We start from the raw sequence: 26,538 nt of genomic DNA, 5'->3' as shown, positions 1-26,538 counted from the left end.
GGTAGGCGCTGCCGCCGGCGGGCCACCGGAGCGCGCCGGGGGCGTACGCCGTGCTCACTCCGCCAGGCGGCTCAGGGCGGTCATGGCCTCGCGTTCGATACGGGCCAGTTCGGTGAGCAGGGCGCTCGCCTCGGCGAGGGGTTCCGCACGGCCCGTCTCGCCGGCCCGGGCGATCAGCGCGGCGGTCTCGGTCCAGCCGGTGGCCGCCTCGGCGTAGCGCGCGTGGCCGGTGCGCAGCGCGGGGCTGTCGAGGTGTTCGGTGCAGGCGGCGAGGAAGTCGCGGTAGAGGTTGCGGAACAGGGCGCCGCCGGTGCCGGCGTGTTCCATCATGCGGGCGGCCTGCGGCAGATCGCGTTCCGGGTGGTCGGTGCGCTCCCGCCAGGTGCGGATCCGGCGGGCGGCCGTGGTGATGCCCCGGTGGCCGAGGTTGGCGATCGGCGGGTGGAGGAAGGCGTCCGCGCAGGCGGTGATGGCGGGGACGAGCCGGGTGTGCGGGGCGGGGGCGCCGGGCGGCACGGTGAGGGTGAACGAGCGGTGCCTGGCGGTCATCGGGCCGCGGGCGGCTCGCGCGGCGGCGAGGTGGTCCAGGCGCGTGGTGACGGCGCCGCCCTGCTGCGCGGTGTCCACCAGGTGGGCGCGGTGGTCGTCGTAGCCGTGGAGGGCGACGACATGGCCGCCGAAGTGCACCTTGGCGGTGAAGTAGTCCAGGTGGTAGCTGTCGAGCTGGAGCCCGACGGGACGGCCGGCGGCGAGCGGGGCGGTGACGTGTTCCCAGGCGCGGCGGGGTGAGGAGGTCTCGTGGACGGTGAGGCCGAGGCCGAGCCGGTCGGCGAGGGCGCGGGTGAGGTCGAAGGGTTTGACCCGGCCGCCGAGGAAGGGGAAGTCGAGGTGCTTGCTGTCCCAGTAGAGGAAGGAGAGTCCGGCGCCGAGGCCGAAGAGCATCGGTTCGGAGAGGTCGAGTCCCTCGTGCCGCAGCAGGACGCCGAGGGTCGTGGTCTCGCAGTGCAGTCCGCCGCGGGGGTCGACCGGGACGATGGTGCTCATGGGGTGCCTTCCGCTACGGGGATGACCAGCCGGGTCAGCAGTTCTTCCTCGGGTGCCTCGGCCGGGCCGGCCAGGTACGTCTCGCGCACCGGGCCCAGCGGACGCAGCCCGCGTTCGTGGACGGCGGCCAGCAGGGCGTGGTAGGCGAGCGGCAGCTGGGTGTAGGGGCCGGAGTGCACGGTCTCCGCGACGGGTCCGCCGGCCACCTCCTGGCGGGCGACGCCGGGGATCTCCCGGTCCGGTCCCGGTGGTACCGGTGCTCCGACGGTGATCTCGATCCGCTCGGTCAGGTCCAGCGGGTACAGGCCCCACAGCGGCGGTTCCCAGTCCGCGCCCGCCCGGCCGAGGGCGGGCAGCAGCCGGGCGGCGCACGCGCCGAACGCCGCCCCGATCTCCGCCGGGGCGCACTCGGCCCGCACCACCGCGAGCCGGCGGGCCGGCTCGGTGGTCAGCCCCACCTCGTAGCCGGGCAGCCCGCCCTCGGCGAGCCGTTCCAGCAGGTGCAGCCGGGCCCGGTCCCGGCGGACGCGTTCGGCCAGCCGGTCCCGTTCGTCCCGCAGGATGCGGGCCCGGGAGGCGGGGTCGGCGGCCAGCGCCCGGGCGATCACGGCCAGCGGCAGATCCATGTCGCGCAGCAGGGCGATGGTCAGCGCGTCGCGGGCCTGGCCGGGCGCGTAGTAGCGGTAGCCGGTGGCCGGGTCCACCCGGGCCGGGGCCAGGAGTCCCAGTTCGGCGTAGTGCCGCAGTTGCTTGACGCTGAGCCGGCACAGCCGGGCGAAGCGCCCGATGGTGAGGAGTTCGTCGTGCACACCGCCATGGTGGACTCTCCCCCCGTGGGAGAGTCCACCCGGCCGTTACGGCTGTGCCGGTTCGGCGACGGTTCCTTCGGGGCCGTAGGCCGTGAGGCCGAACTCCTCGCCGGACTTGGCCGCCGCGAGCACGAGGTTCCCGTCCGTCCAGGCCGTGTACGTCATGCCCGGCAGGATGAGGTCGTCGGTGCGGAACAGCGGTTCGGCCCGCTGTCCGTCCGGGGTCAGCCGGACCACCTGCCCGGGTTCGTCCCGGTAGCCGGCCTGGTGCGCCAGGATGCCGGCGTCGTCGGTGCCGATGAGCAGGTGGCGGGTGACGTATTCGGGCTCGTAGCTCCACAGGACCTCGCCGGTGGCCAGGTCCAGGGCCCGCACCTGGGAGGTGCCCATGGTCGAGTTCGCGGAGACGTACAGCGTGTGTCCGTTGGTGACGATGCCGCCGCAGTCGTCCAGCGGCTCGTAGACGACGATGCCGTCCCGGCAGTGCGCCTCGACGAAGCCGGCGAGTTCGGAGGAGTCGAGTTCGGCCACGGCGGCCAGCGGCACCGTGCGGGTGATCCCGCCGTCCTCGACGACGGCCAGTTCCTGGTTGCCGCCGAACTGATCGTCCCGCAGGAGCAGCACCAGCGGCGCCTTGCTGACGATCTTGGACAGCCAGCGGCCCTCGGGCAGGTCCAGGCTCCAGCGGGTGTCCCCGCTGTCCGGGTCGATCTCCTCCAGCCGGGAGAACGGGTCGGTCAGCGTGGGGCCGGCCGGGTCGGTCACCGTGGCGCAGGTGCGCCGCCGCAGCAGCGTCTCGCCGCCGGCGACGCCGTCCACCGCGCAGATCTCGGCGCCCTGGACGAGTTCGACGCCGCGGGCGAAGTCGGTGTCGTTCACGTCCTGGTTGAGGACGTTGTAGACGGCGCCGCCCGAGGAGATCACCTCCCCGTCGGCGAGGCTGTGCACGGTCCAGCCGCCGATGGTCTGGACGGCGTACGCCGTGTCCGTCATCGCGATTTCCAGGCTGAGCGGGTTCTCCTGGGGTTCGAGCCGCCGGCTCCAGCCGGTCTCCCCGGCGGCGAGATCGACGAAGGTGATGTTCTGACCGCAGTTGCTGTCGCCGTGTCCGACCACGATCACCCCGTCCCGGGTGGCGGTGGTGGGCACACACAGATGGGCGCCCTCCAGCTCCAGGCTCCACCGCTCGGCGCCGTCCGCCACCCCGTACGCGGTGAACGAGGTGCCGGTGGCCCGGACCAGGGTGTCGTTCACGAACCAGGTGCCGGCCGGCTGCCCGGCGTCGTCCGCTCCCGCGTCCGCGGCCCACAGCTGCCCGCCGGGTGTGCCCGGGTCCACGGCGATGGGCGGGCCGCTGTCGTCGCCGTCACCGCCCAGGAAGAACCAGGCGCCGCCGGCGGCCAGGGCGAGCACCAGCACCACGGCCAGCACCGCGACCGCCCCGGACCTCCGCTTGCGCGGCGGCGCCGGCGGGGGCGGGCCCGGCGGCCACGCCTGACCCGGGTACGGCGCCGGGCCCGGAGGGGGCGCCTGCCCCGGATACGGCGCCGGGGGCGGGGGCGGGTGGTGCCCCTGCTGCGGGTGGTGCGGTACGGGCTGGGGCCCGTACGGTCCGGCTGCTGCCCGGGCTGGGGAGGGTAACCGCCTGACATGGTGTCTTCCGTAAGGGAGTGGTGGAGGGTGCGCGCACGCCGGGCGCCAGGGCCCGGGCGACGTCACCATGAGCAAGAATGAGCGCAGCGCTTTCCTCCCGCTTTCATGGCGGGACGGGCGCGGTGTCAGCACAACCCCTCGCCGGCCGCACCACGCGGGAGGCGCGGGGCAAGGGGGAAACGACCATGGAGACACCCATGGACGGCACCGTGGGTTTCGCGGTGCTCGGACCGATGGAAATCCGGCGCGGGGAGACCGGCGAGGCGGTGACCGGCCGGCTGCGGCGCACGCTGCTCGGGGTGCTGCTGGCCCGGCCGGGCGGCGGCGTCCCGGCTGACACGCTCTCCGACGCGCTGTGGGGGGAACGGCCCGACGAACGCGCCGCGGCCCGCCTCCAGTTGCACATCCACCGGCTGCGTGCCTTCCTCGGCGACCCCGACCGGCTGGCCTTCGGCGTCGACGGCTACCGGCTGCGGGTGGCGCCCGGGGAGCCGGACGCGGACCGCTTCGAGACCCTGATCGCCGAAGCCCTGCGGGTCCGCGCCCGGGAACCAGGGCGGGCGGCGGTGCTGCTGCGCGAGGCGCTGGAGCTGTGGCGCGGGGTGCCGTTCGCGGGCCTGGAGGTACCGCTGCTGGACGACTGGGCGCACCGGCTGGGCGAGCGCCGGCTCACGGCGTACGAGGCCCTGTACGAAGCCGAACTGGCCTGCGGGAACGAGACCGCGGCGGTCGACGGACTCTCCGCCCTGGTACGGGAACACCCGCTGCGCGAACGCCTGCACGCGCTGCTGATGACGGCCCTGTACCGCGCGGGCCGCCCGGCCGACGCGCTGGCCGTGTACCGGACGGCCCGGGAACGGCTCGTCACCGAGCTCGGCCTGGAACCGGGGCCCGAACTGCGCGCCCTGGAGCGCAGCGTGCTGGCCGGCGAGCCCATCGGGCGCGCCGCCCGGCCGGGGCCCTCCGGCGCCCCCGCCCCGCCGGTACCGCGCACCCCCGCCCAGCTCCCGGCGGACGTCACCCGGTTCACCGGCCGCGAGGCCGAACTGGCCGAGCTGGACGCGCTGCTGGCCCGGCCGGGGAACAGCGGCCCGGTGCTGGTCACCGCCGTGGCGGGCACCGCGGGCGTGGGCAAGACCGCCCTGGCGGTGCGCTGGGCGCACCGGGTACGGGACCGTTTCCCCGACGGCCAGCTCTATGTGGACCTGCACGGCTACGGACCGGACCGGCCGGTGGCGCCCGAGGACGCGCTGGCCGGGTTCCTGCGCGCGCTCGGCGTGGACGGCGGCTCCATCCCCCCGGTGCCGGCCGAGCGGGCGGCACGGTACCGGACGCTGCTGGACGGCCGGCGGGTGCTGGTCGTCCTCGACAACGCGCACAGCGCCGAACAGGTCCGGCCGCTGCTGCCCGGCTCCCCCACCGCCTGCGCGGTGATCACCAGCCGGGACGCGCTCGCCGGGCTCGTCGCCCGCGAGGGCGCCCACCGGCTGACCCTGGACCGGCTGCCGCCGGCTGACGCCCGATCCCTGCTGCGGCAGCTGCTGGGCACCCGGGCCACCGCCGCACCCGCGGCCGTGGATGCCCTGATCGAACGCTGCGCCCGCCTCCCGCTCGCCCTGCGGATCACCGCCGAACTCGCCCGCTCCCAGCCCTCCCGCCCCCTCGCCGACCTCGCCGCCGAACTCGCCGACCGGCACGAGGCACTGGAGCTGCTGGACCTGGACGGCGACCCGTACACCGCCGTACGGGCCGTGTTCTCCTGGTCCTACCAGCGGCTCGACCCGGACGTGGCCCGCGTCTTCCGGCTGTTCGGGGTGCTCCCCGGGCACGACACCGACGCCCACACGCTCGCCGCCATGGCGGGCACCGGGCCGCGCTCCGCCCGCCACGCCCTGGAGACCCTGCTGCGCGCCCACCTGGTGGACCGGATCGCCCCCGGCCGGTACCAGCCGCACGACCTGCTGCGGGCGTACGCCGCCGAACTCGCCGCCGACCCGGGCCACACGGCCGAGCGGGCCACCGCGCTCACCCGGCTGAGCCGCTACTACCGGGCCGCCTCCGCCGCCGCGCTGGACGCGGTCGCCCCGTACGAGAAGGCCCGGCGGCCGGCCGCCCCCGCCTGGGACGGGGAACTGCCCGCCCTCGCCTCACCCGAAGCGGCCCGCAGGTGGCTGGACACCGAACGGGCCGCCCTGCTGGAAGCCACCCGGCACGGCCCGCCGGAGCTGACCCGCTTCCTGTCGGACACCCTGTGGCGCTACCTGGAGACCGGCGGCTACCACGACGACTCCGTCACCCTGCACGAGCGGGCCCTGGCCCTGGCCCGGGAGAGCGGAGACCGGCTGGCGGAGGCCAACGCGCTGCGCCAGCTGTCCACCGCGCTCAACCGGTCCGGCGGCGACCTGCACCGGGCGATCGCCCTGCTGCGGCAGGCCCTGGTGCGCTACGAGGAGCTGGGCGAACCGGAACTGCGCGACGCGTCCCTGGTCAATCTCGGCAACGCGTACGCCTCGCTCGGTGACCACTTCGAGGCCCTGCGGCTGTACCGGCTCGCCCAGGAGGGCGGCGCCGGGGGCTGGGCACTGCACCGGGCCGCGCTGTGCAACAGCGGCATCTCGCTGCAACTGCTCGGCCGGTACGAGGAAGCGGCACAGGCCATGCGAACCGCCCTCGCGCTGTGCCAGGAGCACGGGGACAGGACCAATGAGGGCAACATCCTCAGCGGACTGGCCGAGGTGTCCCTGCAACTGGGTGAGGAGGACCGGGCGTACGAGGAGGCCCGGCGCGCCCTCGGCCTGGCCCGGGAGACCGGCTACCGCCTGGTGGAATCGCACGCGCTGCGCGTCCTGGGGCAGTTGCACGAGCGGCGGGCCGAACCGGAGCGCGCGCTGCACCACCACATCCGGGCGGAGGCCATCGCCCGCGAGGTGGGCGACCCCGGTCTGATCGCCTCCGCCCTCAACTCCCTGGCCGGCGCCCGGGCGGTGGCCGGGCACCCGCGGCAGGCGCTGCGGGAGTACGCCGAATCGATCGCGGTCGCCGTCGGCTCCGACCACCGCGACCTGCTGGCGCGCGCGCACGCGGGCATCGCCGAGGTGCACGCGGGCCTCGGTGACCGGGACAGCGCCCGCGCCCACTGGCGGCAGGCGCTGATCCACTGCGAGGCCCTGGGGCTGCCCGAGACCGACCGGGTACGGGAGCGGCTGGCTCAGTGCGGCCCGGAGCCGGCCACCGCCTGACGCCACCGCCGGGCCGCCCCGCCCGGGCGTCAGCCCTGGCGGGCCAGGTCCGCCGCGCCCACCAGCCCGGCCCGGCCGCCCAGCTGGGCCGCGACCACCTGTGCGTGCGGCCGGTAGCGGCTGCCGACCAGCCAGCGGCGGAAGGACTTGCGGATCGGCTCCAGCACCAGGTCGCCCTCGTCCGAGACGCCACCGCCCACGATGAACGCGGACGGGTCGAACAGCGAGGCCAGGTCGGCGAGCCCGGCGCCCGCCCAGCGGGCCAGCTCGCGGAAGGAGTCGACGGCCACCGGGTCGCCCTGCCGGGCGGCGGCGGACACATGACGGCCCTCGATGCCCTCCGGGGTGCCGTCGCCCTCGGCCAGCAGCACGGTCGCCGCGTCCGGGGTCGCGGCGGCCCGCTGCCTGGCGTACCGCACCAGCGCGCGGCCCGACGCGTACTGCTCCCAGCAGCCCTGGCTGCCGCACCCGCACAGCAGACCGTCCGGCACCACCCGGATGTGGCCGAACTCGCCCGCCACCCCGAACCGTCCCCGGTACAGCCGGCCGCCCATGATGATGCCGCCGCCGAGCCCGGTGCCCAGGGTGATGACCACGACGTCCTCGTGCCCGGCCCCGGCGCCGAAGCGGTACTCGCCCCAGGCGGCGGCGTTCGCGTCGTTCTCGACCACCACGGACAGCCCGACGTGCTGCTCGACCTTGTCCTTCAGCGCCTCGTGCCGCCACTTGATGTTCGGCGCGAACAGGACGGTGGCGCGCTTGTCGTCGACGTAACCGGCCGCGCCGATGCCGACGGCCTCCGCCTTGCTGTCGCGTCCCACGGTTTTGACGGCCTCGGCGATGGCCTCCACCACACCCTCGGGGGTGGGCGGGGTGGGCACCGTGCAGGTGTCGAGGATCGTGCCCTCTTCGTCGACCACACCGGCCGCGATCTTGGTGCCGCCGATGTCAACGCCGATGGTCAGTCCCATGAATTCCTCAAAAAGGTCAGTCGATCCCCGCCGCCGAACACCGTACCGCGCGATCAGTCCAGATCAATGCGCTGGGCCGGACCGGACGGCTCCTCACCGTCACCGTCCTTCCCGGTACGCTCCCGGCCCTCACGGTTCCCGCCGCTCCCGTCCCCGGTCCCCTCCCCGCTCCCGTCCTCGCGTCCGGCCGGCCGGTCCTGGCCCGCCTGCCGCTGGTAGCCGACGACGGCGGCCCGGTAGGCGGCCACCAGTTCGGCGCCCGCGTTGGACAGATGCTCCAGCACCTCCGCGTTGACCGTCGACCGCGCCCGCGCCGCCAGCAGCGCCGCGTCCGCCCCGAACCGCGCGCCGAGCCGCCCGGCCTCCTCGGTGATGGCGGTCATCAGCTTGCGCAGTTCCTCGGCGGCGTCCCTGGGCGGCGGTTGCTGCCGCGTACGCTCCCGGAACCTGGCCCGCTCGGCGGCCAGATCTTCCGCGCACGCCTCCTCCCAGGCCCGCGGATCGGCGTCGGCGGGCTGCTCGGAAGGCTGCTCTGCGGGCTGCTCGGTGGGTTCGCTCATGGCGCTCTCCTGGCACAGCGGCACATCGTGGATGCGTTCGACGTTACCGCGAATCCGGGGCGAACCGTACGGCCAGCTCCCCGGATTCCTCCAGCGCCGCACCGGTCACCGTGCACCGGCGCAGCACCTCGGGCAGCTCCAGGGCGCGGCGGAACGGACCGGCGGTGACGAAGAGTTCGTCGCCGCGCCGGACCAGGTCGAGCTCATCGCGGGAGGCGCCGGGCAGCGGCAGCCGCCACACCAGGGGCGCACCCCCGGCGTCCGCCGTACCCGCCGTGCCCGCCGTCCGGTCGCTCAGCACCGGCGCCGGCCGCCGCAGCCGGTCGGCCGGCACCGCGTCCAGCGCCCCGGACCCGGCCAGCACGGCCAGTTCCGCCTCGCCGGGCGCCCCGCCCAGATGCGGCAGTTCGCGCGGTGGTCCCGGCAGGACGTCGAGCACCGCGCGCTGAGCCGCCGCCGCGTCCCGCAGCCACGGGTCGGCGGAGCCGGCCGGCAGCACCCGGTTGGCGATCAGCGTCTCCAGGGCCAGGCCGTGCAGCGCCAGCCCGGCCCGCGCCCGGCGCACGGCGGCCGGGGCCTGCGCGGTGGGCTCGGTCACCAGCCGCACCGCCACCCCGTCCGCCCCCAGCAGGGCGTGCAGTGCGGTGAGCGTGCCGATCCAGCGGCCCGCCTCGTCGTACGGCAGCCCGGCGAGCTGCGCCAGCAGCAGGGAGGCCGGGCGGCGTTCCGGCAGCAGCCGGCGCAGATAGCGGGCCAGCAGCTCGGGCAGGGCCAGCAGCCGGATCGCGTCGGTGACCGGCGGCAGATCGACCACCAGCGTCTGCCAGCGGCCCGAGCGGTGCGCCCCGGCGAGGGCGTGCAGCAGCGCGAGCCCCGCGCTGCCGGGCAGTTCGGTCAGCTCGTCGTCGTGCAGCAGCTCGGTGCCGGCCCGTCGCTGGAGCCCCTGGACGCCGTCCCGGAACCACTGCGCGGCGTCCGGCCGGATCGCGTCCACGCCGCTCAGGGTGCCCACCGACTCCCCCAGCAGCAGCACCGTGCGGCCGGCCCGCGCCTCGGCCAGCGCCGTACCGGCCGCCACCGTCGTCGTCCCCGCGCCACCGGGGCCGGTGACCAGCAGCACCCGTGGCGGCGTCATCCGGCGGTGGCCCCGCCCAGCTCCACGCGCTTCTTCAGCCCGTCCAGCGCCCGCTCGATGATGACCTTCTCGGCCTTGCGCTTGATGGTGCCCAGCATCGGGATCTTCACGTCCACCGTCAGCTGGTACGTCACCTCGGTGTGCCGGCCGCCGTCCACCGGCACCAGCCGGTAGGAGCCGTCCAGGGAGCGCAGCAGCTGCGACTTCACCAGCGACCAGCTGACCTCGTCGGTGTCCGACCAGGCGTACGCCAGGGTGTGTTCGTCCTTGATGGCGCCCGCGTCCAGCACCAGCCGCACCTGCTCGGCGCGGCCCTGCGCGTCCGTGCCCAGCACCTCCGCCTCGCGCACCTCGCCCGTCCACTCGGGGTACCGGCCGAAGTCGGCGATCACCGCCATGACCTCGGCCGGGGTGGCGTCGATGGTGATGCTCGACCTGGTGTGTTCGGCCATCGAGGGTGGCTCCTTGTTCCGCGCTCAGTCGTCGTGCCGTGGGGGGCAGGCTGTCATCGGAAGGCTATCGCGGGCCGCCGCTACAGCAGTTCCCGCAGCCGCTGTGCCAGCAGGTCCCAGCGCCACCGCTCCTCGACCCACTGCCGTCCCCGGTCCCCCATCCGCTTGCGCAGCCCCGGGTCCCGCAGCAGGGTGACGATCCGCTCGGCGGTCTCGGCCGGTGCGCCGGGCGCGCCGCCGCGCACGATCCAGCCGGTCTCGCCGTCCAGCACCGCGTCCGGGGCGCCGCCCGAGTCGCCGGAGACCACCGGCAGTCCGGTGGCCGACGCCTCCAGGTAGACGATGCCGAGCCCTTCGACGTCCAGCCCGCCGCGCCGGGTGCGGCACGGCATCGCGAACACGTCGCCCGCCCCGAAGTGCGCGGGCAGCCGCTCCCACGGGACGGGGCCGGTGAACCGCACCGAGGCGGCCACCCCGCTCTCCTGCGCCAGCTTCTCCAGGTCCCTGCGGTAGGGGCCGTCCCCGACGATGAGGAGCACGGTGTCCGGCTCGGCGGCCAGGATCCGCGGCAGCGCCCTGATCAGGGTGTCCTGGCCCTTGCGGGGCACCAGCCGGGAGACGCACACCACCACCGGCCGGTCGGTCAGGCCGAGCCCGGCCCGTACCGTCTCGCCGCCCGAGCCGGGGTGGAACAGCTTCTCGTCGACGCCGGGCGGCAGTTGCACCATGCGGGCGGCGGCCTCGGGGGTGAGCGCGGAGGCGATGCGCGAGCGGGTGTACTCGCCGAGGTACGTCACCGTGTCGGTGCCCTCGCCGATGCGCCGCAGCAGCTGCCGGGCGGCGGGCAGCTGGGCCCAGCCGGCCTCGTGGCCGTGGCTGGTGGCCACCAGCCGCCGGGCGCCGGCCTTGCGCAGCGCGGGCCCCATCAGCCCCAGCGGAGCGGCGGCGCCGAACCAGACGGAGGTGCAGCCGTGAGTGCGCAGCAGACCGGCCGCGCGCCGGGTGACGCGCGGGGTGGGCAGCAGCATGGTGGCCCGGTCCCGGATCACCGGGTACGGCTGCTCGGCGTCGAAGGCCGCGGTGGCCTCCCGGCCCTCCTTGTCGCGCTTCCAGGTGGAGGCGTACACCACCACCCGGTCCGGGTCCAGGCGCAGCGCCATGCTGTGCAGGAACGCCTGGATGCCGCCGGGGCGCGGCGGGAAGTCGTTGGTGACGATCAATGTCCTGTGCATCACGGGCGAGCGTAGCGGGTGGCCGCGGCCCGCCCGTGGCTCAGGGTCGGACCACGGAGTGCAGCGGCATCATGCCGACCGGCTCGAGACGGACCGCGGCGCCGGGGTAGGGCGCGTGGATGACCTGGCCGCCGCCGGCGTACAGGCCGATGTGGCTGGCGTCGGAGCGGTAGACGACGAGGTCGCCGGGCTGGGCCGCGGACAGCGGTACGGGGGTGCCGGCGGCGGCCTGGGCCTGGGAGGTGCGCGGCAGCGAGACGCCCGCCTGGCGGTAGGCCCACTGGGTGAGGCCGGAGCAGTCGAAGGAGTTGGGCCCGGCGGCGCCCCAGGCGTAGGGGCTGCCGAGGGCGCCCCGGGCGGCCTGGAGGGCGGTGGCGCCGCGCGTGCCGGCGGCGGGTGCCGGGGCGGCGGCGGGCGTGGCCTGGCCCGCGGCGGGGCCGGCGGGGGCGGGGACGGCCGCGGCGGCGGCCCGCTCCTGCTCGGCGCGCTCGCGTTCGGCGCGTTCGGCCCGCTCGGCGTGTTCCTCCGCGGTGAGCCGGTCGTACTGGGCCTGGGCGGTGGCGAGCTTGCGCAGGACGGTGTTCTTGGCCCGGGCGAGCGCGTCGCGCTCCGCGGCGAGTTCGTCGAGCTTGTCGCCGGCCTCGGCGCGGCGCTGCTCCAGGGTGCGCTGGGCGGCCATCAGTTCGCGCAGCTCACCCGAGCGTCTGGTGCCGACCCGCTGCACGGCGGCGGCGCGGGCGAGGTAGGTGTCCGGGTCGTCGGAGAGCAGGAGGGCCACGGTCGGGTCGATGCCGCCCGCCCGGTAGTGCGCGGCGGCGGCCGAACCGAGGGAGCGGCGGGTGTCGTTGACGGCCTGCCGGCCGGCCTCCACCCGGCGCTGGTAGCGCTCGGCCTCGGTGGTCAGCTCCGCCACCCGCTCGGCGGTGCCGTTGTACTCCTCCACGGCGCGCTCGGCCTCGGCGAAGAGTTCGTCCACGCGCTGGGCCGCGCCGGCCCGGTCGAGGGCGGGCTCGGCCACGGCGGGCGCGCTGCCCAGGGCGACGGCCGCGGTCGCGGCGGCGGACAGGACGGAGGCGCGGGCCGCGCGGGCCGTGCCGTGCTGCGAGGGACGCCGGTGGGTTGCCACTGCGCGCCGTGCTCCCTTCGGTGGGGTACCTGAGGGGAGCAGAATCTAGTTCCGGCGCGGCCGGGTATCGCGCAACCCGGGCCGGGACGTATCCGGCACGCCGCGACGGCGTCGCAGGTCAGCGGGGGTCGGCGGCCCGCCGGTGGGGCCGCCGATTCACCCGGATGGAGGAATGGCGCGGGTCAGCCGACCCGGACGCCGAACTGGAACGGCATGGTGTGCAGCCCGGTGTACTCGACGTACTTCCCGGTGCCCGGGGCGTGCAGCACCTGGCCGTTGCCGGCGTAGATGCCCACGTGGTGCAGGTCGCCGTAGAACAGCACGATGTCGCCGGGGGCCAGCTGGCTCTCGCTGACCCGCATGCCCGCGTTGGCCTGGGCCTGCGAGGTGCGCGGCAGCTGGACGCCGGCCTGGGCGAAGGACCAAGTGGTGAACCCGGAACAGTCGAAGGAGTTGGGCCCGGTGGCGCCCCACACGTACGGCGAGCCGACCTTGGTGGCGCCGGCCGAGAGGGCCGCCTGGCCGCGCGAGGAGCCGGTGCCGTCCAGGACCGGACGGCCGTCGCTGCCGCTGCGGTTGGCGCGCTCGGCCTCGGCCTGGGCGGCGGCGGCCTCCGCCGCCTCCTCGGCGGCGATGGCGGCGCGCTCCTCCTCGGTCAGCTGGTTGAGCAGCGACTGGGCCTCGTTCAGCTTGCCCTGGATGGTGTCCTTGCGGTCCTTCAGCTCGTCGCGGGTGTCCTCCAGTTCGGCCAGTTTCTCGGTGGCCTCCTCGCGCTGCTGGGCGAGGGTGCGCTGCTTGGCCTCGATGAGCTGGAGCGTCTCGGCCTGCTTGCCGGTGATCTGGTTGAGGGTGGAGGCCCGCTCCAGGTACGCGTCGGGGTCGCCGGAGAGGAAGAGCTGGACGGAGGGGTCCAGGCCGCCGGTGCGGTACTGCGCGGCGGCGATCGAACCCAGGCCGGAGCGCAGCTCGTTCAGCTCCTCCTGGCCCCGGGCGGCGGAGTCCTGGAGGGTCTCCACCTCTTCCTGGAGCTGACCCTCGCGCTCCTTGGCGCCGTTGTACTCCTCGGTCGCGATGGCCGCTTCCTCGTGGAGCTGGTCGACACGCTCCTGGACCTGTTCCTTGGTCTCGGCGGCCTGCGCGGCCTGGGAGCTGAGGGCGACGGTGGCGGCGGCGGTGGCACCGAACACGGTCACCCGGGCACGGCTCGGCTGCTTGGGACGACGGTGGGACGCCACTGGGGCGAGCTCCTTCTTCCTCAGCCGCCTGCCGGGTGTGGGGGCTTGGCCCCGGCTCCGCGCATCGGCCGCGGAATCGGCGGTACCTCCACGGCCACCCGGGATGGGTGAGCGACCGCGCGAAGGTTCGAGGCCCGACCCTAGCGAGGCGCCGTTCCCTCATTCAAATCCCCGCGGGCATTTTTTACTTACCTCACACGCCCAGCGACCACGGCTCACCGAGCGTGCGGCACAGAAGCGGGCACAACGCCCCGGATCACCGGAAACACCGGCAGGTGGGGCGGGATTCCCGCCAAGCGGATCAAGTCCGGGCAAGCCGCTTGAGGAGCAGCGCGGCCGAGGCCGGGCGCGCCCCGGCCCGGGCGATGCCGTCGGCCACCTCCCGGTCGGAGGAGACCACCACCACCGGACGGCCCGGGGGTTCGGCCCGCACCAGCCGCCGGATCAGTTCGTCGGCGGTCTGCCCGGGGTTGCTGAACAGCACCCGCACGCCGCGCGGCGGGGTGAGCAGCACCGGCGCGGCCAGCTCCGCCCCGTCGAACACGCAGGTCATCTCGGCGCCGGTCTGCGCGGCCAGCACCGCGAGGCCGCGCAGCAGCCGGTCCCGCTGCTTCTCCAGCGGGAGCCTGGGATAGCCGGACTTGGTGACGTTGTAGCCGTCCACCACCAGATGGGACTGCGGCAGGGCGAGCAACTGGTCCAGCAGCGCCGGGTCGTCGTCGGCCAGCGCCCGGTGGGCGACGTCCTGCGGCGACAGCTCACCGGGACGTACCGCGTCCACCGTCTGGGCCGGGCGCAACTGGGCCGGTGGCAGGGCCAGTTCGCGGCGCAGCCCCTGGGCGGCGTCCAGCACCGTGTCCAGCAGCAGCCGCAGCCGCATCTCCTCGATGCCCCGGCCCTCGCGGACCGCCTTCCGCCCCGATTCCAGGGCGGATTCGGCCTCGGCCAGCCGGGACCGCAGCCGCCGCGCCTCACTGTCGGCGGCGGCGCGGGCGGCGGCGGCCTCGCCCCGGACCGTCTCCAGTTCGGCGCGCAGCTTGCGCGCGGTGGCCTCGCCGCGCCGGACATCGCTGAGCGCGCTGCGGAGTTTGCGGTGCACCGCGTCGGTCTCCTTGCGGGCCGCCTCCAGTTCGGCGCGCAGCCGCTCGGTGTCGGTCCTGGCGGTGGCCCGCGCCTCGGCGAGTTCGGTACGCAGCCGGGCGAGTTCCCGCTCGCGCTCCTCGCCGGCGCGTTCGTCCTGGGCGCGCTGCGCCTCCTCCCCGGCGGCCGCCACCAGCTTGGCCCAGCCCGGTGGCCGCAGCAGATAGGCGGTGGCGGCGACCTCGACCGGGTCGGCGGCGGCCGGTACCGTACCGCTCTCCACGGCCTCGGCGAGTCCGGGTTCGGCGGCGCGCAGCCGGGCGGCCACCCGGTGCCGGAAGAGGGTGTCGCCCTCCAGGGCGGTGGCGATGGCGGCGCCGCCGTGCCGGATGCGGCGGGCGGGGGTGAAGCGGGCGTACTGCCGCAGGACGGGCGGCAGCTCGGCGACGGTCAGGCCGGCGAAGGCGTCTCCGGCCACCGCGATCACCCGGTGCCGGACCTTCTCCGGCAGCGGACGGTCCAGGCTCTCGGCGGGCTCGGCTGCTCCTTCATCGCCATCCGTGGCATCCATGACCGGTCACACCTGTCCGTCGGCATCCGCCGGCTGAGAGTACGCCATGGTTCCGCCTGCCTTCTGTAGTGCCGGGCCTGGGGGTACCTCCCGGACCTCGTCCGGGGGGAGACTGTGGTCACCCGCACCGTCACCCTACGGCCTGTGTCCGTGCCCGTGTGCTCAGGCACCGGGGATCGCCCGTCCGGCGGACCCCCCGCGTACGGCGGCTAAGGTGAGCGGCGTACCGCGACCATCGACACCGGGGAAGGCCCACCGTGATCACCTCCATCGTGCTCATCAAGACCAGCGTGGACCGCATCCCGGAGATCGCCGAGGCCATCGCGGCCCTGGAAGGCGTCAGCGAGGTGTACTCGGTGACCGGCGCCCACGACCTGATCGCCATCGTGCGCGTCCCCCGTCACGACGATCTGGCGGACGTGATCCCCGGCAGGATCAGCAAGGTTCCCGGCGTGGAGTCGACCGAAACCCACATCGCGTTCCGCGCCTACTCGCAGCACGACCTGGAGGCGGCGTTCGCCATCGGCCTGGACTCCTGACCGGCTGAACGCCCGGGCGGCGCGGCACGGGGGACGTCCCGGCCGCGCCGCCCCGCCGGTTCAGCGCTGGGTGGCCGTGACCCAGCGCTCCAGGGTGTCGCGCGCGGCCCCCGAGTCGATGGACTGCGCCGCCCGCCCCATCGCGGCCGTGATCCGCTCGGCCAGCGGTCCCTCGCCGCCCTCCAGCGCCACCAGCGCGGCGGCCGAGTTCAGCAGGACGGCGTCGCGCACCGGGCCGCTCTCCCCGGCCAGCAGCCGGCGCGCCACATCGGCGTTGTACGAGGCGTCGGCCCCGCGCAGCGCCTCCACCGGCACCAGCTCGATGCCCACCTCCCGCGGGTCGAACGTCTCCCGGCGCACCGTCTTGTCCCGCACCACCCAGACGGTGGAGGTGGCGGTGGTGGTCAGCTCGTCCAGGCCGTCGTCGCCGCGGAACAGCAGCGCCGAACTGCCGCGCTCGGCCAGCACCCCGGCCATGATCGGCGCCATCCGGGCATCGGCCACGCCGGTGGCCTGGGCGGCCACCCGGGCCGGATTGGTCAGCGGGCCGAGGAAGTTGAACGCGGTCGCCACCCCCAGTTCGCGGCGGGCCGCCGCCACGTGCCGCAGCGCGGGGTGGAAGGCGGCGGCGAAGCAGAAGGTGATGCCCGCTTCCTCGGCGACCTCGGCCACCCGCTCGGGGGAGAGCGTCAGATTGACGCCCAGCTTCTCCAGGACGTCCGAGGCCCCGCTGGCGCTGGAGGCGGCGCGGTTGCCGTGCTTGACGACCTTCGCGCCGGTGCCGGCCACCACGATGGCCGACATGGTGGAGATGTTGACGGTCCTGGCCCGGTCGCCGCCGGTGCCGACGATGTCGACGGTGGGGCCGGGGATGTCGATGAGCCGGGCGTGCGCGTACATCGCGCGGACCAGGCCGGTGATCTCCTCCACCGTCTCGCCCTTGGCGCGCAGCGCCACCGCGAAGCCGGCGATCTGCGCGCCGGTGGCCTCGCCGCGCATGATGCGGTCCATCGCCCAGGCGGTGTCCCCGGCGTCGAGGTTCTTCCCGCCGATCAGGGAGGTGAGCAGCTCCGGCCAGCTGCGGGCCGCCGCGGCGTCGTCACCGACGGGGGGCACAGTGCTCATGGCTCACCTCTGGGGATCCGGGGATCTTCTGCGGCGAAGCCTAGCCTGCCCCCGCACACGCCCGGAGCCCCCGTCCGATGATCGGACGGGGGCTCCGGGCGTGCTGTCGAGGGCGGTGGCTCAGTGGTGGCCGTGACCCTCGGTGATCTCGCGGTACTCCTCGGCGGTCGGCTTGGCGATCTGGCCGCTCTCCCCGAAGTAGCCCCGGCTGACCTTCACCCGCAGCTTCTCGATCAGGCCCACCTTGTTGCGGACACCGTTCTCGTCCGTCGCGGGCGGCAGCTCGGCCGGCCGGTACTGGTCGTGCGCGGTGAGGGTGTGCAGCTGCTCGCGGGACAGCGGTTCGTGGACCTCGATGAACTCACCGTGCGGCAGCTTCTTGATCACACCGGACTCGCGGCCGTGCAGCACCTTCTCCTTGTCCCGGCGCTGAAGGCCCAGACAGACCCTGCGGGTGGCCCAGAAGACCAGCACCGGCAGGACGAAGAAGGAGACCCGGCAGATCCAGGTGATCGTGTTGATCGACAGGTCGAACTTCAGCGCGATGACGTCGTTGCCACCGGCCACCAGGGCGACCAGGTACCAGCTGATCCACGCCACACCGAACGCGGTACGGGTCGGCGCGTTGCGCGGGCGCTCCGCGATGTGGTGCTCGCGCCGGTCCTTGGTGACCCAGTTCTCGAAGAACGGGTACAGCGCGATGACCATCAGCATGGTCGGGAAGACCGCGAGCGGTACGAGCAGACCGAAGTTCAGCGTGTACCCGCCCGGGATCACCCACTCCCAGCCGGGCATCATGCGCACCAGGCCCTCGGAGAAGCCCAGATACCAGTCGGGCTGGGCGTTGGAGGTGATCTGGTCGGGCCGGTAGGGACCGAGCACCCACACCCCGTTGATGGTGGTGGTGGCGGCGATGATCGTGATCACACCGAAGACCAGGAAGAAGAACCCGCCGGCCTTCGCCATGTACACCGGGAAGAGCGGGTAGCCCACCACGTTGGTGTTCTTCCGGCCGGGCCCGGCGTAGTGCGTGTGCTTGTGGTACACGATCAGGATCAGGTGGGCGACCACCAGCGCCGCCATGATGCCCGGCAGCAGCAGCACGTGCGCGATGAAGAACCTCGGGATGATGTCCGTACCGGGGAACTCCCCGCCGAACACGAACATCTGGAGGTAGGTGCCGACGATCGGCACCGACAGGATCGCGCCCTCCATGAAGCGGATACCGACACCGGAGAGCAGGTCGTCCGGCAGCGAGTAACCGGTCAGACCGGTCACCAGCGCCAGCACGAACAGCAGGAAGCCGAAGACCCAGTTGATCTCACGCGGCTTGCGGAAGGCGCCGGTGAAGAACACCCGCATCATGTGCATGAAGATGCCGACCACGAAGATCAGCGCGGCCCAGTGGTGGATCTGCCGCACGAGCAGACCACCGCGCACCTCGAAGCTGATGTCCAGTGTCGAGGCGTACGCCTCGGACATCAGCACCCCGTTCATGGGGCCGTAGGAGCCGTGGTACTCGACCTCCGCCATGCTCGGCACGAAGAACAGCGTCAGATAGACGCCGGTCGCGATGAGAATGATGAAGGCGTAGAGGCAGACCTCGCCCAGCAGGAAGGACCAGTGGTCCGGGAAGATCTTGCGCAGGTTGGCCTTGGCCAGGGAGTAGATCCCCAGCCGGCCGTCCGCCCAGTCGGCGATGCGCTCGCCGGCGGGCGCCTTGCCCCGGGAGGACGATGCCTCCGGGGCCTCGGCGGTCTTGGTTGCCGTACTCATCCGCGCTCCCAGAAGCTCGGGCCGGGGGGCTCCTCGAAGTCACCGAGGGCTTCGAGATAACCGTCGTCGTTCACCGTGATACGCAGCTGCGGCAGCGGGTGGCCCGCCGGGCCGAACAGCACCCGGGCCCCGTCGGCGAGGTCGAACGTCGACTGGTGGCAGGGGCACAGCGCGTGGTGGGTCTGCTGCTCGTACAGGGTGGCCGGGCAACCGATGTGCGTGCAGATCTTGGAGAAGCACAGGATGCCCTCGTGGCCCCACTCGGCCGACTTCGGGTCCTTGATGTCCTTCGGCTCCAGGCGGACCAGCATGACCGCGGCCTTGGCGATCTCGACCAGGAAGTCGTGATCGTGCGGGTCGAGCCCTTCCGGCATGGCCTGGGTGAGCGAACCGACGGTGATGTCCTCGGGCCGCAGCGGCTGCATGGTGTTCTCGTTGATGATCAGCGAGCCGGCTTTCCACTTCGAGTGGCGCAGCTTGTCGCCGGGCAGCGGACCGAGGTCGCGCAGCAGCACCACACCGGAGAGCGGCACCAGGGCCAGCGCGCCGAAGAGCGTGGTGCGCACCAGCTTCCGGCGGCCGAACTGCGATTCCTTGGTGCCGGCCGCGAAGTCCGCCAGGACCTGGGCCTTGACCTCGGGGGCGGCCTGGATCGGGTGGCGCTCGTCGACCATCTCCTCGTCCGACATCAGCGTGCGGGCCCAGTGGACCGCGCCGGCGCCGATGCAGAACAGGGCCAGACCCAGCGTCAGACCGAGGGCGAAGTTCAGCCCGCTGATGTGACCGAAGGGCCAGATGTAGACGATCTTGTCGATCGGGATGGCCACGTAGGAGGCGATGAAGCCGATCGTGGCGAGCATGGACACCGTGAACAGCAGGGCGACGGTGCGCTCGGACCGCTTGGCGGCCCGCTCGTCGATGTCCTGCCTGCGGTGTTCGTGCGGCGGCAGGCCGGGGTCGGCGAACGGGTCGTCCGCCGGGGCCACCTCGCCGTGTCCCTGCTCACTGGGCAGGTGTTCGTCAGACACGTTGTTGTCGGTGTTCCGGGAGTCGTTGTCGTCGGGATTGCTCATGACTTCTTCGCCTTCGCGCTGCGGGCGGCGATCCACACGGCCACGGCGATGAGCAGGCCGATGCCGATGGTCCAGGCGAAGAAGCCCTCACCGACCGGGCCGTAGCCACCCAGGCTCAGACCGCCGGGGTTGGGCGACTCGGAGGTGTTGGTCGCGTCCAGCCAGGCGATGATGTCGCGCTTGGCGTCCTCGGGGAGCACCCCGTCGGGGAAGGACGGCATGTTCTGCGGGCCGGTCAGCATGGCCTCGTAGATGTGCCTGGGGTTCACGTCGGCCAGGTTGGGGGCGAACTTGCCGTGCGTCAGGGCGCCGCCCTGGCCGGTGTAGTTGTGGCACTGCGAGCAGTTGGTGCGGAAGAGTTCGCCACCGCGCGCCGGGTCGCCGCCGGCGGGGTCGTAGGCCTCGGCCTCCGGCACCGCCGGGCCGGGGCCCAGGGAGGCGATGTACGCGGCGAGCTGGTCGATCTCGGCCTGGTCGTAGACGGTGGGCTTGACCACGGCCTGCGGGCCGGGCTGCGCCATCGGCATCCGGCCGGTGCCCACCTGGAAGTCCACGGACGCGGCACCGACACCCACCAGGGACGGACCGCCGGTACCGCCCTGGCCGCCCGCGCCGTGGCAGCTGGAGCAGCCCACGTCGTAGAGCTTCTTGCCCTCCTCGATGGCGAGGGACTGGGCCGAGTCCTCGGCCTTTGCCTCACCTGAGGGAGCCAGTACGGCGTACAGCCCCCCGGTGACCGCCAGCGCGAAGATGAGGACGACGAGCGCAGCCAGCGGATGGCGCCGTCGTGCGGAGAGCTTTTTCACGGATTACCCCGGTGTCAGGATCTGCTGCGTCGGTGCTTGAGGTGTGCGTCGGAGCGCGTCCGGTGCGGCGACCGGCTACTTGATCAGGTAGATCGTGGCGAAGAGGCCGATCCAGACGACATCCACGAAGTGCCAGTAGTACGACACGACGATGGCCGACGTGGCCTGCTCATGGGTGAACCGCCGCGCCGCGTAGGTCCGTCCCAGGACCAGCAGGAAGGCGATCAGTCCGCCCAGCACGTGGAGGCCGTGGAAGCCGGTGGTGAGGTAGAAGGCGGACCCGTAGGGGTCGGAGGACAGGGAGATGCCCTCGTGCACCAGTTCCACGTACTCCGTCACCTGGCCGCCGATGAAGATCGCGCCCATGACGAAGGTGACCACGAACCACAGGCGCAGCTTCTTGACGTCACCGCGCTCGGCGGCGAACACGCCGAGCTGGCACGCCAGGGAAGAGAGCACCAGGATCGTGGTGTTGCCCAGGGCGAAGGGGACGTTGAGCGTGTCCGCCTTATCCGTCCAGAACTCGGCTCCCATCACCGATCGCAGGGTGAAGTACATCGCGAAGAGCGCCGCGAAGAACATCAGCTCGGAACTCAGCCAGATGACGGTTCCGACGCTGACGACATTCGGCCTGTTGACCGAGGGGTGTGCGCGCCCGGTTTCTACTGCTGTTGCTGTCGCCACGCCCGACATTATGTCGGTCGCTTATCCGGCGCTTAGCCGGGGGGTGCCATTCGGTGTGTCCAAGCGGTATGTCCAGCGGTGACGCGGCACCACACCCGGGCCCGCGACCCCTGCCGCCCGGCGGTGGTGACGGAGTAGCATCCGGGCCACGCTACCCGTCCATTCACGCGGAGGAACGATGCAGGAGACCGCAACGGTGCTGGTCTACAGCGACGACGCGAACACCCGCGAACAGGTACGTCTGGCGGCCGGTCGCCGCCCCGCCGCGGATGCGCCGGCGGTCGAGTATGTGGAGTGCGCCACCCTGCCCGCGGTGCTGTCCCAGCTGGAGCGGGGCGGGATCGATGTGTGCGTGCTGGACGGCGAGGCCGTCCCGGCGGGCGGGATGGGGGTGTGCCGGCAGATCAAGGACGAGATCTTCGACTGCCCGCCGGTGCTGCTGCTGATCGGCCGGCCGCAGGACGCCTGGCTGGCGACCTGGAGCCGGGCGGAGGCGGCCGTCCCGCACCCGGTGGAGCCGGCGCAGCTGGCGGACGCCCTGGCGGCGCTGCTGCGCTCGCGGCTGCCCGCCGTCGCCTGACCCCGTTCCTCCCCCGGCGCGGGCCGGGGGAGGAACGGGCCCGCCCGGGCGCGCCGCGGGCCCGGGAGAGGCCCTCACAGCGCCGGAGCGAGCCTGCTGGGGCTGCCCGCGGCCTCGGCGGGGCCGTCCGGGGCGTGCAGCGCGCTGCCGGCCAGCCACGCCTCCCAGGAGAGGTTCCAGTCGCCGAAGCCGTTGCCGAACGGCGCCATGTCCTCGCCGAAACCGTTGATGTGTTCGACGATGTCACCCGGGCGTACCGTCTCGAAGAACCACTGCGCGTTGGCGTCACTCATTCCGGTGCATCCGTGGCTCACGTTGGCGCTGCCCTGGGAGCCCACCGACCAGGGCGCGGCGTGCACGTACTCGCCGCTCCACGTCAGCCGGGTGGCCCAGGAGACGTCGAGGTCGTAGGACTCGGAGCTGCCGGCCGGGATGCCGATGCTGGTGCCGGTCATCCGGACGTTGCGCTCCTGGCCGAGCACGACCTTCTTGCCGTCCCGGGTGGCGAAGCCCTCCTTGCCGGTGGTGATCGGGATGGTGCGCAGCACCTCGCCGTTGCGGCTGACCGTCATCCAGTGGCCGCTGATGTCGGCGAGGGCCTCCACCCGGTCGCCGATGCTCAGCTGGAGTTCCTGGGCCGCCCCGCCGCGCAGTCCGTCCCGGATGTGGAGGCCGGCCAGCTCCGAGCGCACGGTGACGCTCGACCCGGCGGGCCAGTACTCCTTGGGGCGGTAGTGCAGCAGGGTGTCGTCCACCCAGTGCCAGGAGCCCTCCACCTGCGGTTCGGAGGCCACCACGAGGGCGCTCTCGACCACGGCGCGCTCGGCCGGGTCGGCGACCTCCTCGCTCAGCTCGGCGGTGAGCGGCTGGCCCACGCCGTAGGTGCCGGCGGTGGGGCCGAGTTCGATCTCCAGCGGGGCGGCGGCGGAGTCGCCGGTGGTGAAGGTGTGGGTGCCCCGTCCCGGGCGCCCGCTGTCGTTCTCGGTGCTCACCTGAACGGTGTAGCTGGCACCGGCCGCCAGCGGCGTGGTGCTGTGCCAGCTGCTGCCGTCCTCGGACAGCTGTCCGGTGATGGTGCGGCCGACGGCGTCGGTGGCCACCACGTCGGTGATCCGGCCGTCGGTGTCCGTGCTGGTGATCTTCAGCGGCGCGTCCGGGTCGACGGCCGCGGTGCTGTCCCCGGCGGGGCCGAAGGAGAGCTGTTCGGTGGCGTCGTAGGGCGTGCCCGTGAGGGACCGGGAGCTGTCGCTGCACGCGGTGACCCAGACCATCAGCGGGGCGAGTATCAGGGCGCAGCTGAGCGCCGTCCGGCGGGATGCGACCGCCCTGCTGGGCGCGCTGTCCGAGATGCCTCTTACGTGACCCATGGTCACAAAATACGAATAATACTCCGACAGGGCGCGCGGAGATCCCGCATTCGGGGGACCCGCCGGACGCGTCGTACGCCGCCGGCCCCCGGGGAGGGGTCCCCGGGGGCCGGCGGCGTACGGCAGCGGTGTGCGGCGCGGTGCTACTGGTTCTGGTTCTCGCCCCGGTAGAACTCGAACACCCACAGCCACAGACCGATCGCCAGCAGCGGCAGGGTGAAGAACGCCAGCCACCAGCCGAAGACCGGGCCCATGAAGGCCGTCAGACCACCGAGCGCCAGCACCAGCGGCGCCCAGCTGTGCGGGGCGAAGAAGCCCAGCTCGCCCGCGTCGTCCGCGACGTCGGCGTCCTTGCGGTCCTGGGCCCCGGTGTCCACCCGGCGGGCGGTGAAGACCAGGTAGAACCCGATCATCGCGGCCAGCGAGAAGGACAGGAACAGCGCGGTGGTACCGACCGGCTCCTTGGACCACAGACCGTAGACGATGGCCGCGCCCAGCATGAACAGGGCGATGCCGCTGAAGAGATAACCCTGGATCTTCACTTGGCATCTCCCTCGGACTCGGTACGGCCCTCGGTGCCGCCGGTCACCGCGGTGCGGGGATCGGAGTTCTCCAGGGCGTCCAGAGCCGCCAGCTCCGGGTGGTGCAGGTCGAAGGCCGGCGATTCGGAACGGATCTTCGGCAGCGTGAGGAAGTTGTGCCGCGGCGGCGGGGACGAGGTCGCCCACTCCAGCGAGCGGCCGTAACCCCACGGGTCGTCCGTGTTGACCGGCTCACCGTACTTCCACGTCTTCCAGACGTTGTAGAAGAACGGCAGCATCGACATGCCCAGCAGGAACGAGCTGATGGTCGAGATGGTGTTCAGCGCGGTGAAGCCGTCCGCGGCGAGATAGTCCGCGTACCGCCGCACCATGCCCTCGGTGCCCAGCCAGTGCTGCACCAGGAAGGTGCCGTGGAAGCCGATGAACAGCGTCCAGAAGGTGATCTTCCCGAGCCGCTCGTCCAGCATCTTGCCGGTCCACTTCGGCCACCAGAAGTGGAAGCCGGCGAACATCGCGAAGACCACCGTGCCGAAGACCACGTAGTGGAAGTGCGCCACCACGAAGTAGGTGTCCGAGACGTGGAAGTCCAGCGGCGGGGAGGCCAGGATGACGCCGGTCAGACCACCGAAGAGGAAGGTGACCAGGAAGCCGATCGACCACAGCATCGGGGTCTCGAAACTCAGTGACCCCTTCCACATGGTGCCGATCCAGTTGAAGAACTTCACCCCGGTCGGTACCGCGATCAGGAAGGTCATGAACGAGAAGAACGGTAGGAGTACCGCTCCCGTCACGTACATGTGGTGCGCCCACACCGTCACCGACAGACCGGCGATGGAAATGGTGGCGATGACCAGACCGATGTAACCGAAGATCGGCTTGCGGCTGAAGACCGGGATGATCTCCGAGATGATGCCGAAGAACGGCAGCGCGATGATGTACACCTCTGGATGGCCGAAGAACCAGAAGAGGTGTTGCCACAGAATCGAGCCGCCATTGGCCGGATTGAAGATTTGCGCCCCGAACACCCGGTCGGCGGCGAGCGCGAAGAGCGCGGCGGCCAGCACCGGGAAGGCCAGCAGCACCAGCACACCGGTGAGCAGCACGTTCCAGGTGAAGATCGGCATCCGGAACATCGTCATGCCGGGGGCGCGCATGCAGATGATCGTGGTGATGAAGTTGACCGCGCCCAGGATGGTGCCGAAGCCGGAGAAGGCCAGGCCCATCACCCACATGTCGGCACCGACACCCGGTGACCTGACCGCGTCCGACAGCGGTGAGTAGGCGAACCAGCCGAAGCTCGCCGCGCCCTGCGGGGTGAAGAAGCCCGCGACCACCAGCAGACCGCCGAAGAGGTACAGCCAGTACGCCAGCATGTTCAGCCGGGGGAAGGCCACATCCGGCGCGCCGATCTGGAGCGGCATGATCCAGTTGGCGAAGCCGGCGAACAGCGGCGTCGCGAAGAGCAGCAGCATCACCGTGCCGTGCATGGTGAACAGCTGGTTGAACTGCTCCTTGGAGACCAGCTGCAGACCCGGACGGGCCAGCTCGGCGCGCATGATGAGCGCCATGACGCCGCCGATGATGAAGAAGATGAACGACGTCAGCAGGTACATCGTGCCGATCGTCTTGTGATCGGTGGTGGTGAGCCACTTGATCACAATGTTGCCGGGCTGTTTCCGGCGCACCGGCGGCACTGCCTTCGCGGCGCCGGCCTCCTGTGGGGTGTCAAGGATTGTCACGGCTGGTTCGTCTCCGCGTTAGTGGCGGCTTCCGTCTGCTCGATGCCCGCCGGGATGAAGCCCGTCTGGCCCTGTGCGGCCAGATCCTGGAGGTGCTGCTGGTACTCCTCGGGAGAGACGACCTTCACGTTGAAGAGCATCCGGGCGTGGGCCTCGCCGCACAGCTCGGCGCACTTGCCCATGAAGGTGCCCTGCTTGTTCGGGGTCACCTCGAAGCGGTTGGTGTGCCCGGGGATCGCGTCCTGCTTCATCAGGAACGGAACCACCCAGAAGGAGTGGTTGACGTCCCGCGAGGTGATGATGAACTGGACGGTCTCGCCCTCGGGCAGCCACAGGGTGGGCCCGGGGTTGCCGGTGTCCGGGTCGCGGTCGTCCAGCGCGCCCACGGTGTAGACCCCGTCCGCGTCCTGCGGCACCGCCTCCATGAAGCGGTCCGGGATGGAGTCCAGCTCCGGAGCGTTGTGGGCGAACTTCTGGGTCTCGGTCTCCTGGGAGAGGTGCCCGACCGGCTCCAGGTAGTTGAAGCCCCAGCTCCACTGGAAACCGACCACGTTGATCACGTGGTCCGGCTGGTCGGAGGTCTCCAGGAGCTTGGTCTGGTCACGTGCGGTGAAGTAGAAGAGGACCGAGACGATCACCAGCGGAACCAGCGTGTACAGCGCCTCGATGGGCAGGTTGTACCGGTTCTGCGGCGGCACTTCCACCTTGGTCCTGGACCGCCGGTGGAAGAAGGCACTCCACAGGATCAGCCCCCACACGATCACGCCCGTCACCAGTGCGGCGGCCCACGAGCCCTGCCACAGGGACAGAATGCGCGGCGCCTCCTCCGTCACCGGGGTGGGCATACCGAGACGGGGGAAGTCCTCGGATGTGCAACCTGTCGCGGTCGCCAGGACCAAGCCCGCGAGCAACGCCTGCGGCAGGATCCGCCGCACCGGGCGCCGCGACGAGCGGTCGGAGCCGTTGGGACTCACGTAGCGCCTTCCCGAGAGTCTCGCCCGCGGTAATACGGCCACTGCCTTCGCCCGGGGCGGGGGCACCGGCCCTGACACGGGCAGGGGTTTGGATGTTTATGCGGTGCAAACCCTACTGGACGCTATTTGAGGTCGTGCGGGGAGGGTGCCCAACCCGGCGCGCCGGTTCCCCCGGCCGCCGAGTACCGGGTCACCGCCCCATTCTGACGCGGCGGGAGGGCGGCAC

Annotated in this window: 23 protein-coding genes; 3 read left to right on the top strand and 20 right to left on the bottom strand. The window is 72.7% G+C overall.

Translation table 11 applies throughout. From position 1 onward, the window contains the following. Nucleotides 1-54: 54 nt before the first annotated feature. Genes BM385_RS09785 through BM385_RS09775 form a run of 3 tightly spaced genes read right to left on the bottom strand, consistent with a single transcriptional unit; the run spans nucleotide 55 to nucleotide 3,284 of the window. On the bottom strand, nucleotides 55-1,044 hold the full coding sequence (locus BM385_RS09785) for a BtrH N-terminal domain-containing protein (protein ID WP_093842798.1): 990 nt from the start codon (nucleotides 1,042-1,044) through the stop codon (nucleotides 55-57). Then, nucleotides 1,041-1,853: a MerR family transcriptional regulator gene (locus BM385_RS09780; protein ID WP_093842797.1), complete on the bottom strand. Its 813-nt coding sequence runs from the start codon at nucleotides 1,851-1,853 to the stop codon at nucleotides 1,041-1,043. Before BM385_RS09780 ends, BM385_RS09785 begins: the two co-directional genes overlap by 4 nt. A 45-nt stretch (nucleotides 1,854-1,898) precedes the next feature. Beyond that, on the bottom strand, nucleotides 1,899-3,284 hold the full coding sequence (locus BM385_RS09775; RefSeq protein WP_019433725.1) for an outer membrane protein assembly factor BamB family protein: 1,386 nt from the start codon (nucleotides 3,282-3,284) through the stop codon (nucleotides 1,899-1,901). A 407-nt stretch (nucleotides 3,285-3,691) separates the two neighbouring features. Between BM385_RS09775 and BM385_RS09770 the strand changes: the two genes are divergently transcribed. After that, nucleotides 3,692-6,745: an AfsR/SARP family transcriptional regulator gene (locus tag BM385_RS09770; RefSeq protein WP_175542957.1), complete on the top strand. Its 3,054-nt coding sequence runs from the start codon at nucleotides 3,692-3,694 to the stop codon at nucleotides 6,743-6,745. A 29-nt stretch (nucleotides 6,746-6,774) separates the two neighbouring features. On the opposite strand, the gene BM385_RS09765 is transcribed toward BM385_RS09770, so the two are convergent. The 8 genes from BM385_RS09765 to BM385_RS09730 all read right to left on the bottom strand — a co-directional run bounded on the left by BM385_RS09765 (nucleotide 6,775) and on the right by BM385_RS09730 (nucleotide 15,107). Then, on the bottom strand, nucleotides 6,775-7,716 hold the full coding sequence (locus tag BM385_RS09765) for an ROK family glucokinase (protein ID WP_019433727.1): 942 nt from the start codon (nucleotides 7,714-7,716) through the stop codon (nucleotides 6,775-6,777). Nucleotides 7,717-7,769: 53 nt separating this feature from the next. Next, a complete protein-coding gene (locus BM385_RS09760) occupies nucleotides 7,770-8,276 on the bottom strand; it encodes a DUF5304 family protein (RefSeq protein WP_093842795.1) in 507 nt (168 codons plus the stop codon). Between the two features lie 43 nt (nucleotides 8,277-8,319). Beyond that, the gene (locus BM385_RS09755) at nucleotides 8,320-9,411 is read right to left on the bottom strand and encodes an ArsA family ATPase (RefSeq protein WP_093842794.1); all 1,092 of its coding nucleotides are present in this window, start codon (nucleotides 9,409-9,411) and stop codon (nucleotides 8,320-8,322) included. Then, complete coding sequence (locus BM385_RS09750) at nucleotides 9,408-9,863, bottom strand: SRPBCC family protein (protein ID WP_019433730.1); 456 nt, start codon at nucleotides 9,861-9,863, stop codon at nucleotides 9,408-9,410. The genes BM385_RS09755 and BM385_RS09750 overlap by 4 nt, the downstream gene beginning before the upstream one ends. 80 nt (nucleotides 9,864-9,943) lie before the next feature. Next, nucleotides 9,944-11,095, bottom strand: a complete 1,152-nt coding sequence (locus BM385_RS09745; RefSeq protein ID WP_026047416.1) for a glycosyltransferase family 4 protein — start codon at nucleotides 11,093-11,095, stop codon at nucleotides 9,944-9,946. Nucleotides 11,096-11,135: 40 nt separating this feature from the next. After that, nucleotides 11,136-12,221, bottom strand: coding sequence for a C40 family peptidase (locus tag BM385_RS09740; protein ID WP_019433732.1), 1,086 nt, complete (start codon nucleotides 12,219-12,221; stop codon nucleotides 11,136-11,138). Nucleotides 12,222-12,403: 182 nt separating this feature from the next. Beyond that, the gene (locus BM385_RS09735; RefSeq protein ID WP_037755880.1) at nucleotides 12,404-13,456 is read right to left on the bottom strand and encodes a C40 family peptidase; all 1,053 of its coding nucleotides are present in this window, start codon (nucleotides 13,454-13,456) and stop codon (nucleotides 12,404-12,406) included. Between the two features lie 301 nt (nucleotides 13,457-13,757). Then, nucleotides 13,758-15,107, bottom strand: coding sequence for an NYN domain-containing protein (locus BM385_RS09730; protein ID WP_019433734.1), 1,350 nt, complete (start codon nucleotides 15,105-15,107; stop codon nucleotides 13,758-13,760). A 257-nt stretch (nucleotides 15,108-15,364) separates the two neighbouring features. On the opposite strand from BM385_RS09730, the gene BM385_RS09725 reads away from it, so the two are divergent. Beyond that, on the top strand, nucleotides 15,365-15,646 hold the full coding sequence (locus BM385_RS09725; protein WP_019433735.1) for an Lrp/AsnC ligand binding domain-containing protein: 282 nt from the start codon (nucleotides 15,365-15,367) through the stop codon (nucleotides 15,644-15,646). A 60-nt stretch (nucleotides 15,647-15,706) separates the two neighbouring features. On the opposite strand, the gene trpD is transcribed toward BM385_RS09725, so the two are convergent. The 5 genes from trpD to ctaE all read right to left on the bottom strand — a co-directional run bounded on the left by trpD (nucleotide 15,707) and on the right by ctaE (nucleotide 21,119). After that, nucleotides 15,707-16,771, bottom strand: a complete 1,065-nt coding sequence (trpD, locus tag BM385_RS09720) for an anthranilate phosphoribosyltransferase (protein WP_093842793.1) — start codon at nucleotides 16,769-16,771, stop codon at nucleotides 15,707-15,709. A 120-nt stretch (nucleotides 16,772-16,891) separates the two neighbouring features. After that, the gene (gene qcrB / locus BM385_RS09715; RefSeq protein WP_019433737.1) at nucleotides 16,892-18,547 is read right to left on the bottom strand and encodes a cytochrome bc1 complex cytochrome b subunit; all 1,656 of its coding nucleotides are present in this window, start codon (nucleotides 18,545-18,547) and stop codon (nucleotides 16,892-16,894) included. Beyond that, nucleotides 18,544-19,620, bottom strand: a complete 1,077-nt coding sequence (gene qcrA, locus BM385_RS09710; RefSeq protein ID WP_019433738.1) for a cytochrome bc1 complex Rieske iron-sulfur subunit — start codon at nucleotides 19,618-19,620, stop codon at nucleotides 18,544-18,546. The genes qcrB and qcrA overlap by 4 nt, the downstream gene beginning before the upstream one ends. Then, nucleotides 19,617-20,426, bottom strand: a complete 810-nt coding sequence (gene qcrC, locus BM385_RS09705) for a cytochrome bc1 complex diheme cytochrome c subunit (protein WP_093842792.1) — start codon at nucleotides 20,424-20,426, stop codon at nucleotides 19,617-19,619. Before qcrC ends, qcrA begins: the two co-directional genes overlap by 4 nt. Nucleotides 20,427-20,501: 75 nt before the next feature. Next, nucleotides 20,502-21,119: an aa3-type cytochrome oxidase subunit III gene (gene ctaE / locus BM385_RS09700; RefSeq protein ID WP_026047419.1), complete on the bottom strand. Its 618-nt coding sequence runs from the start codon at nucleotides 21,117-21,119 to the stop codon at nucleotides 20,502-20,504. Nucleotides 21,120-21,288: 169 nt separating this feature from the next. Between ctaE and BM385_RS09695 the strand changes: the two genes are divergently transcribed. After that, the gene (locus BM385_RS09695) at nucleotides 21,289-21,690 is read left to right on the top strand and encodes a hypothetical protein (protein ID WP_019433741.1); all 402 of its coding nucleotides are present in this window, start codon (nucleotides 21,289-21,291) and stop codon (nucleotides 21,688-21,690) included. A 74-nt stretch (nucleotides 21,691-21,764) separates the two neighbouring features. Here the strand turns inward: BM385_RS09695 and BM385_RS09690 are convergent, their stop codons facing one another. From BM385_RS09690 to ctaC, 4 genes are all read right to left on the bottom strand, one after another. Beyond that, nucleotides 21,765-23,057 (bottom strand): L,D-transpeptidase, encoded by a 1,293-nt coding sequence (locus BM385_RS09690; RefSeq protein ID WP_051131120.1) that lies wholly within the window; start codon nucleotides 23,055-23,057, stop codon nucleotides 21,765-21,767. A 143-nt stretch (nucleotides 23,058-23,200) separates the two neighbouring features. Beyond that, a complete protein-coding gene (locus BM385_RS09685) occupies nucleotides 23,201-23,599 on the bottom strand; it encodes a cytochrome c oxidase subunit 4 (protein WP_019433744.1) in 399 nt (132 codons plus the stop codon). Further along, nucleotides 23,596-25,338: an aa3-type cytochrome oxidase subunit I gene (gene ctaD / locus BM385_RS09680; protein WP_026047420.1), complete on the bottom strand. Its 1,743-nt coding sequence runs from the start codon at nucleotides 25,336-25,338 to the stop codon at nucleotides 23,596-23,598. The genes BM385_RS09685 and ctaD overlap by 4 nt, the downstream gene beginning before the upstream one ends. After that, the gene (ctaC, locus tag BM385_RS09675; protein ID WP_026047421.1) at nucleotides 25,335-26,312 is read right to left on the bottom strand and encodes an aa3-type cytochrome oxidase subunit II; all 978 of its coding nucleotides are present in this window, start codon (nucleotides 26,310-26,312) and stop codon (nucleotides 25,335-25,337) included. Before ctaC ends, ctaD begins: the two co-directional genes overlap by 4 nt. Nucleotides 26,313-26,538: the final 226 nt, after the last annotated feature.

Origin of the sequence: Streptomyces harbinensis (assembly GCF_900116145.1) — a bacterium.
Lineage (GTDB): Bacteria > Actinomycetota > Actinomycetes > Streptomycetales > Streptomycetaceae > Streptomyces > Streptomyces carpaticus.
Note: the sequence above shows the minus strand (reverse complement) of the source record. Positions and strands in the feature narration are given on the sequence as shown.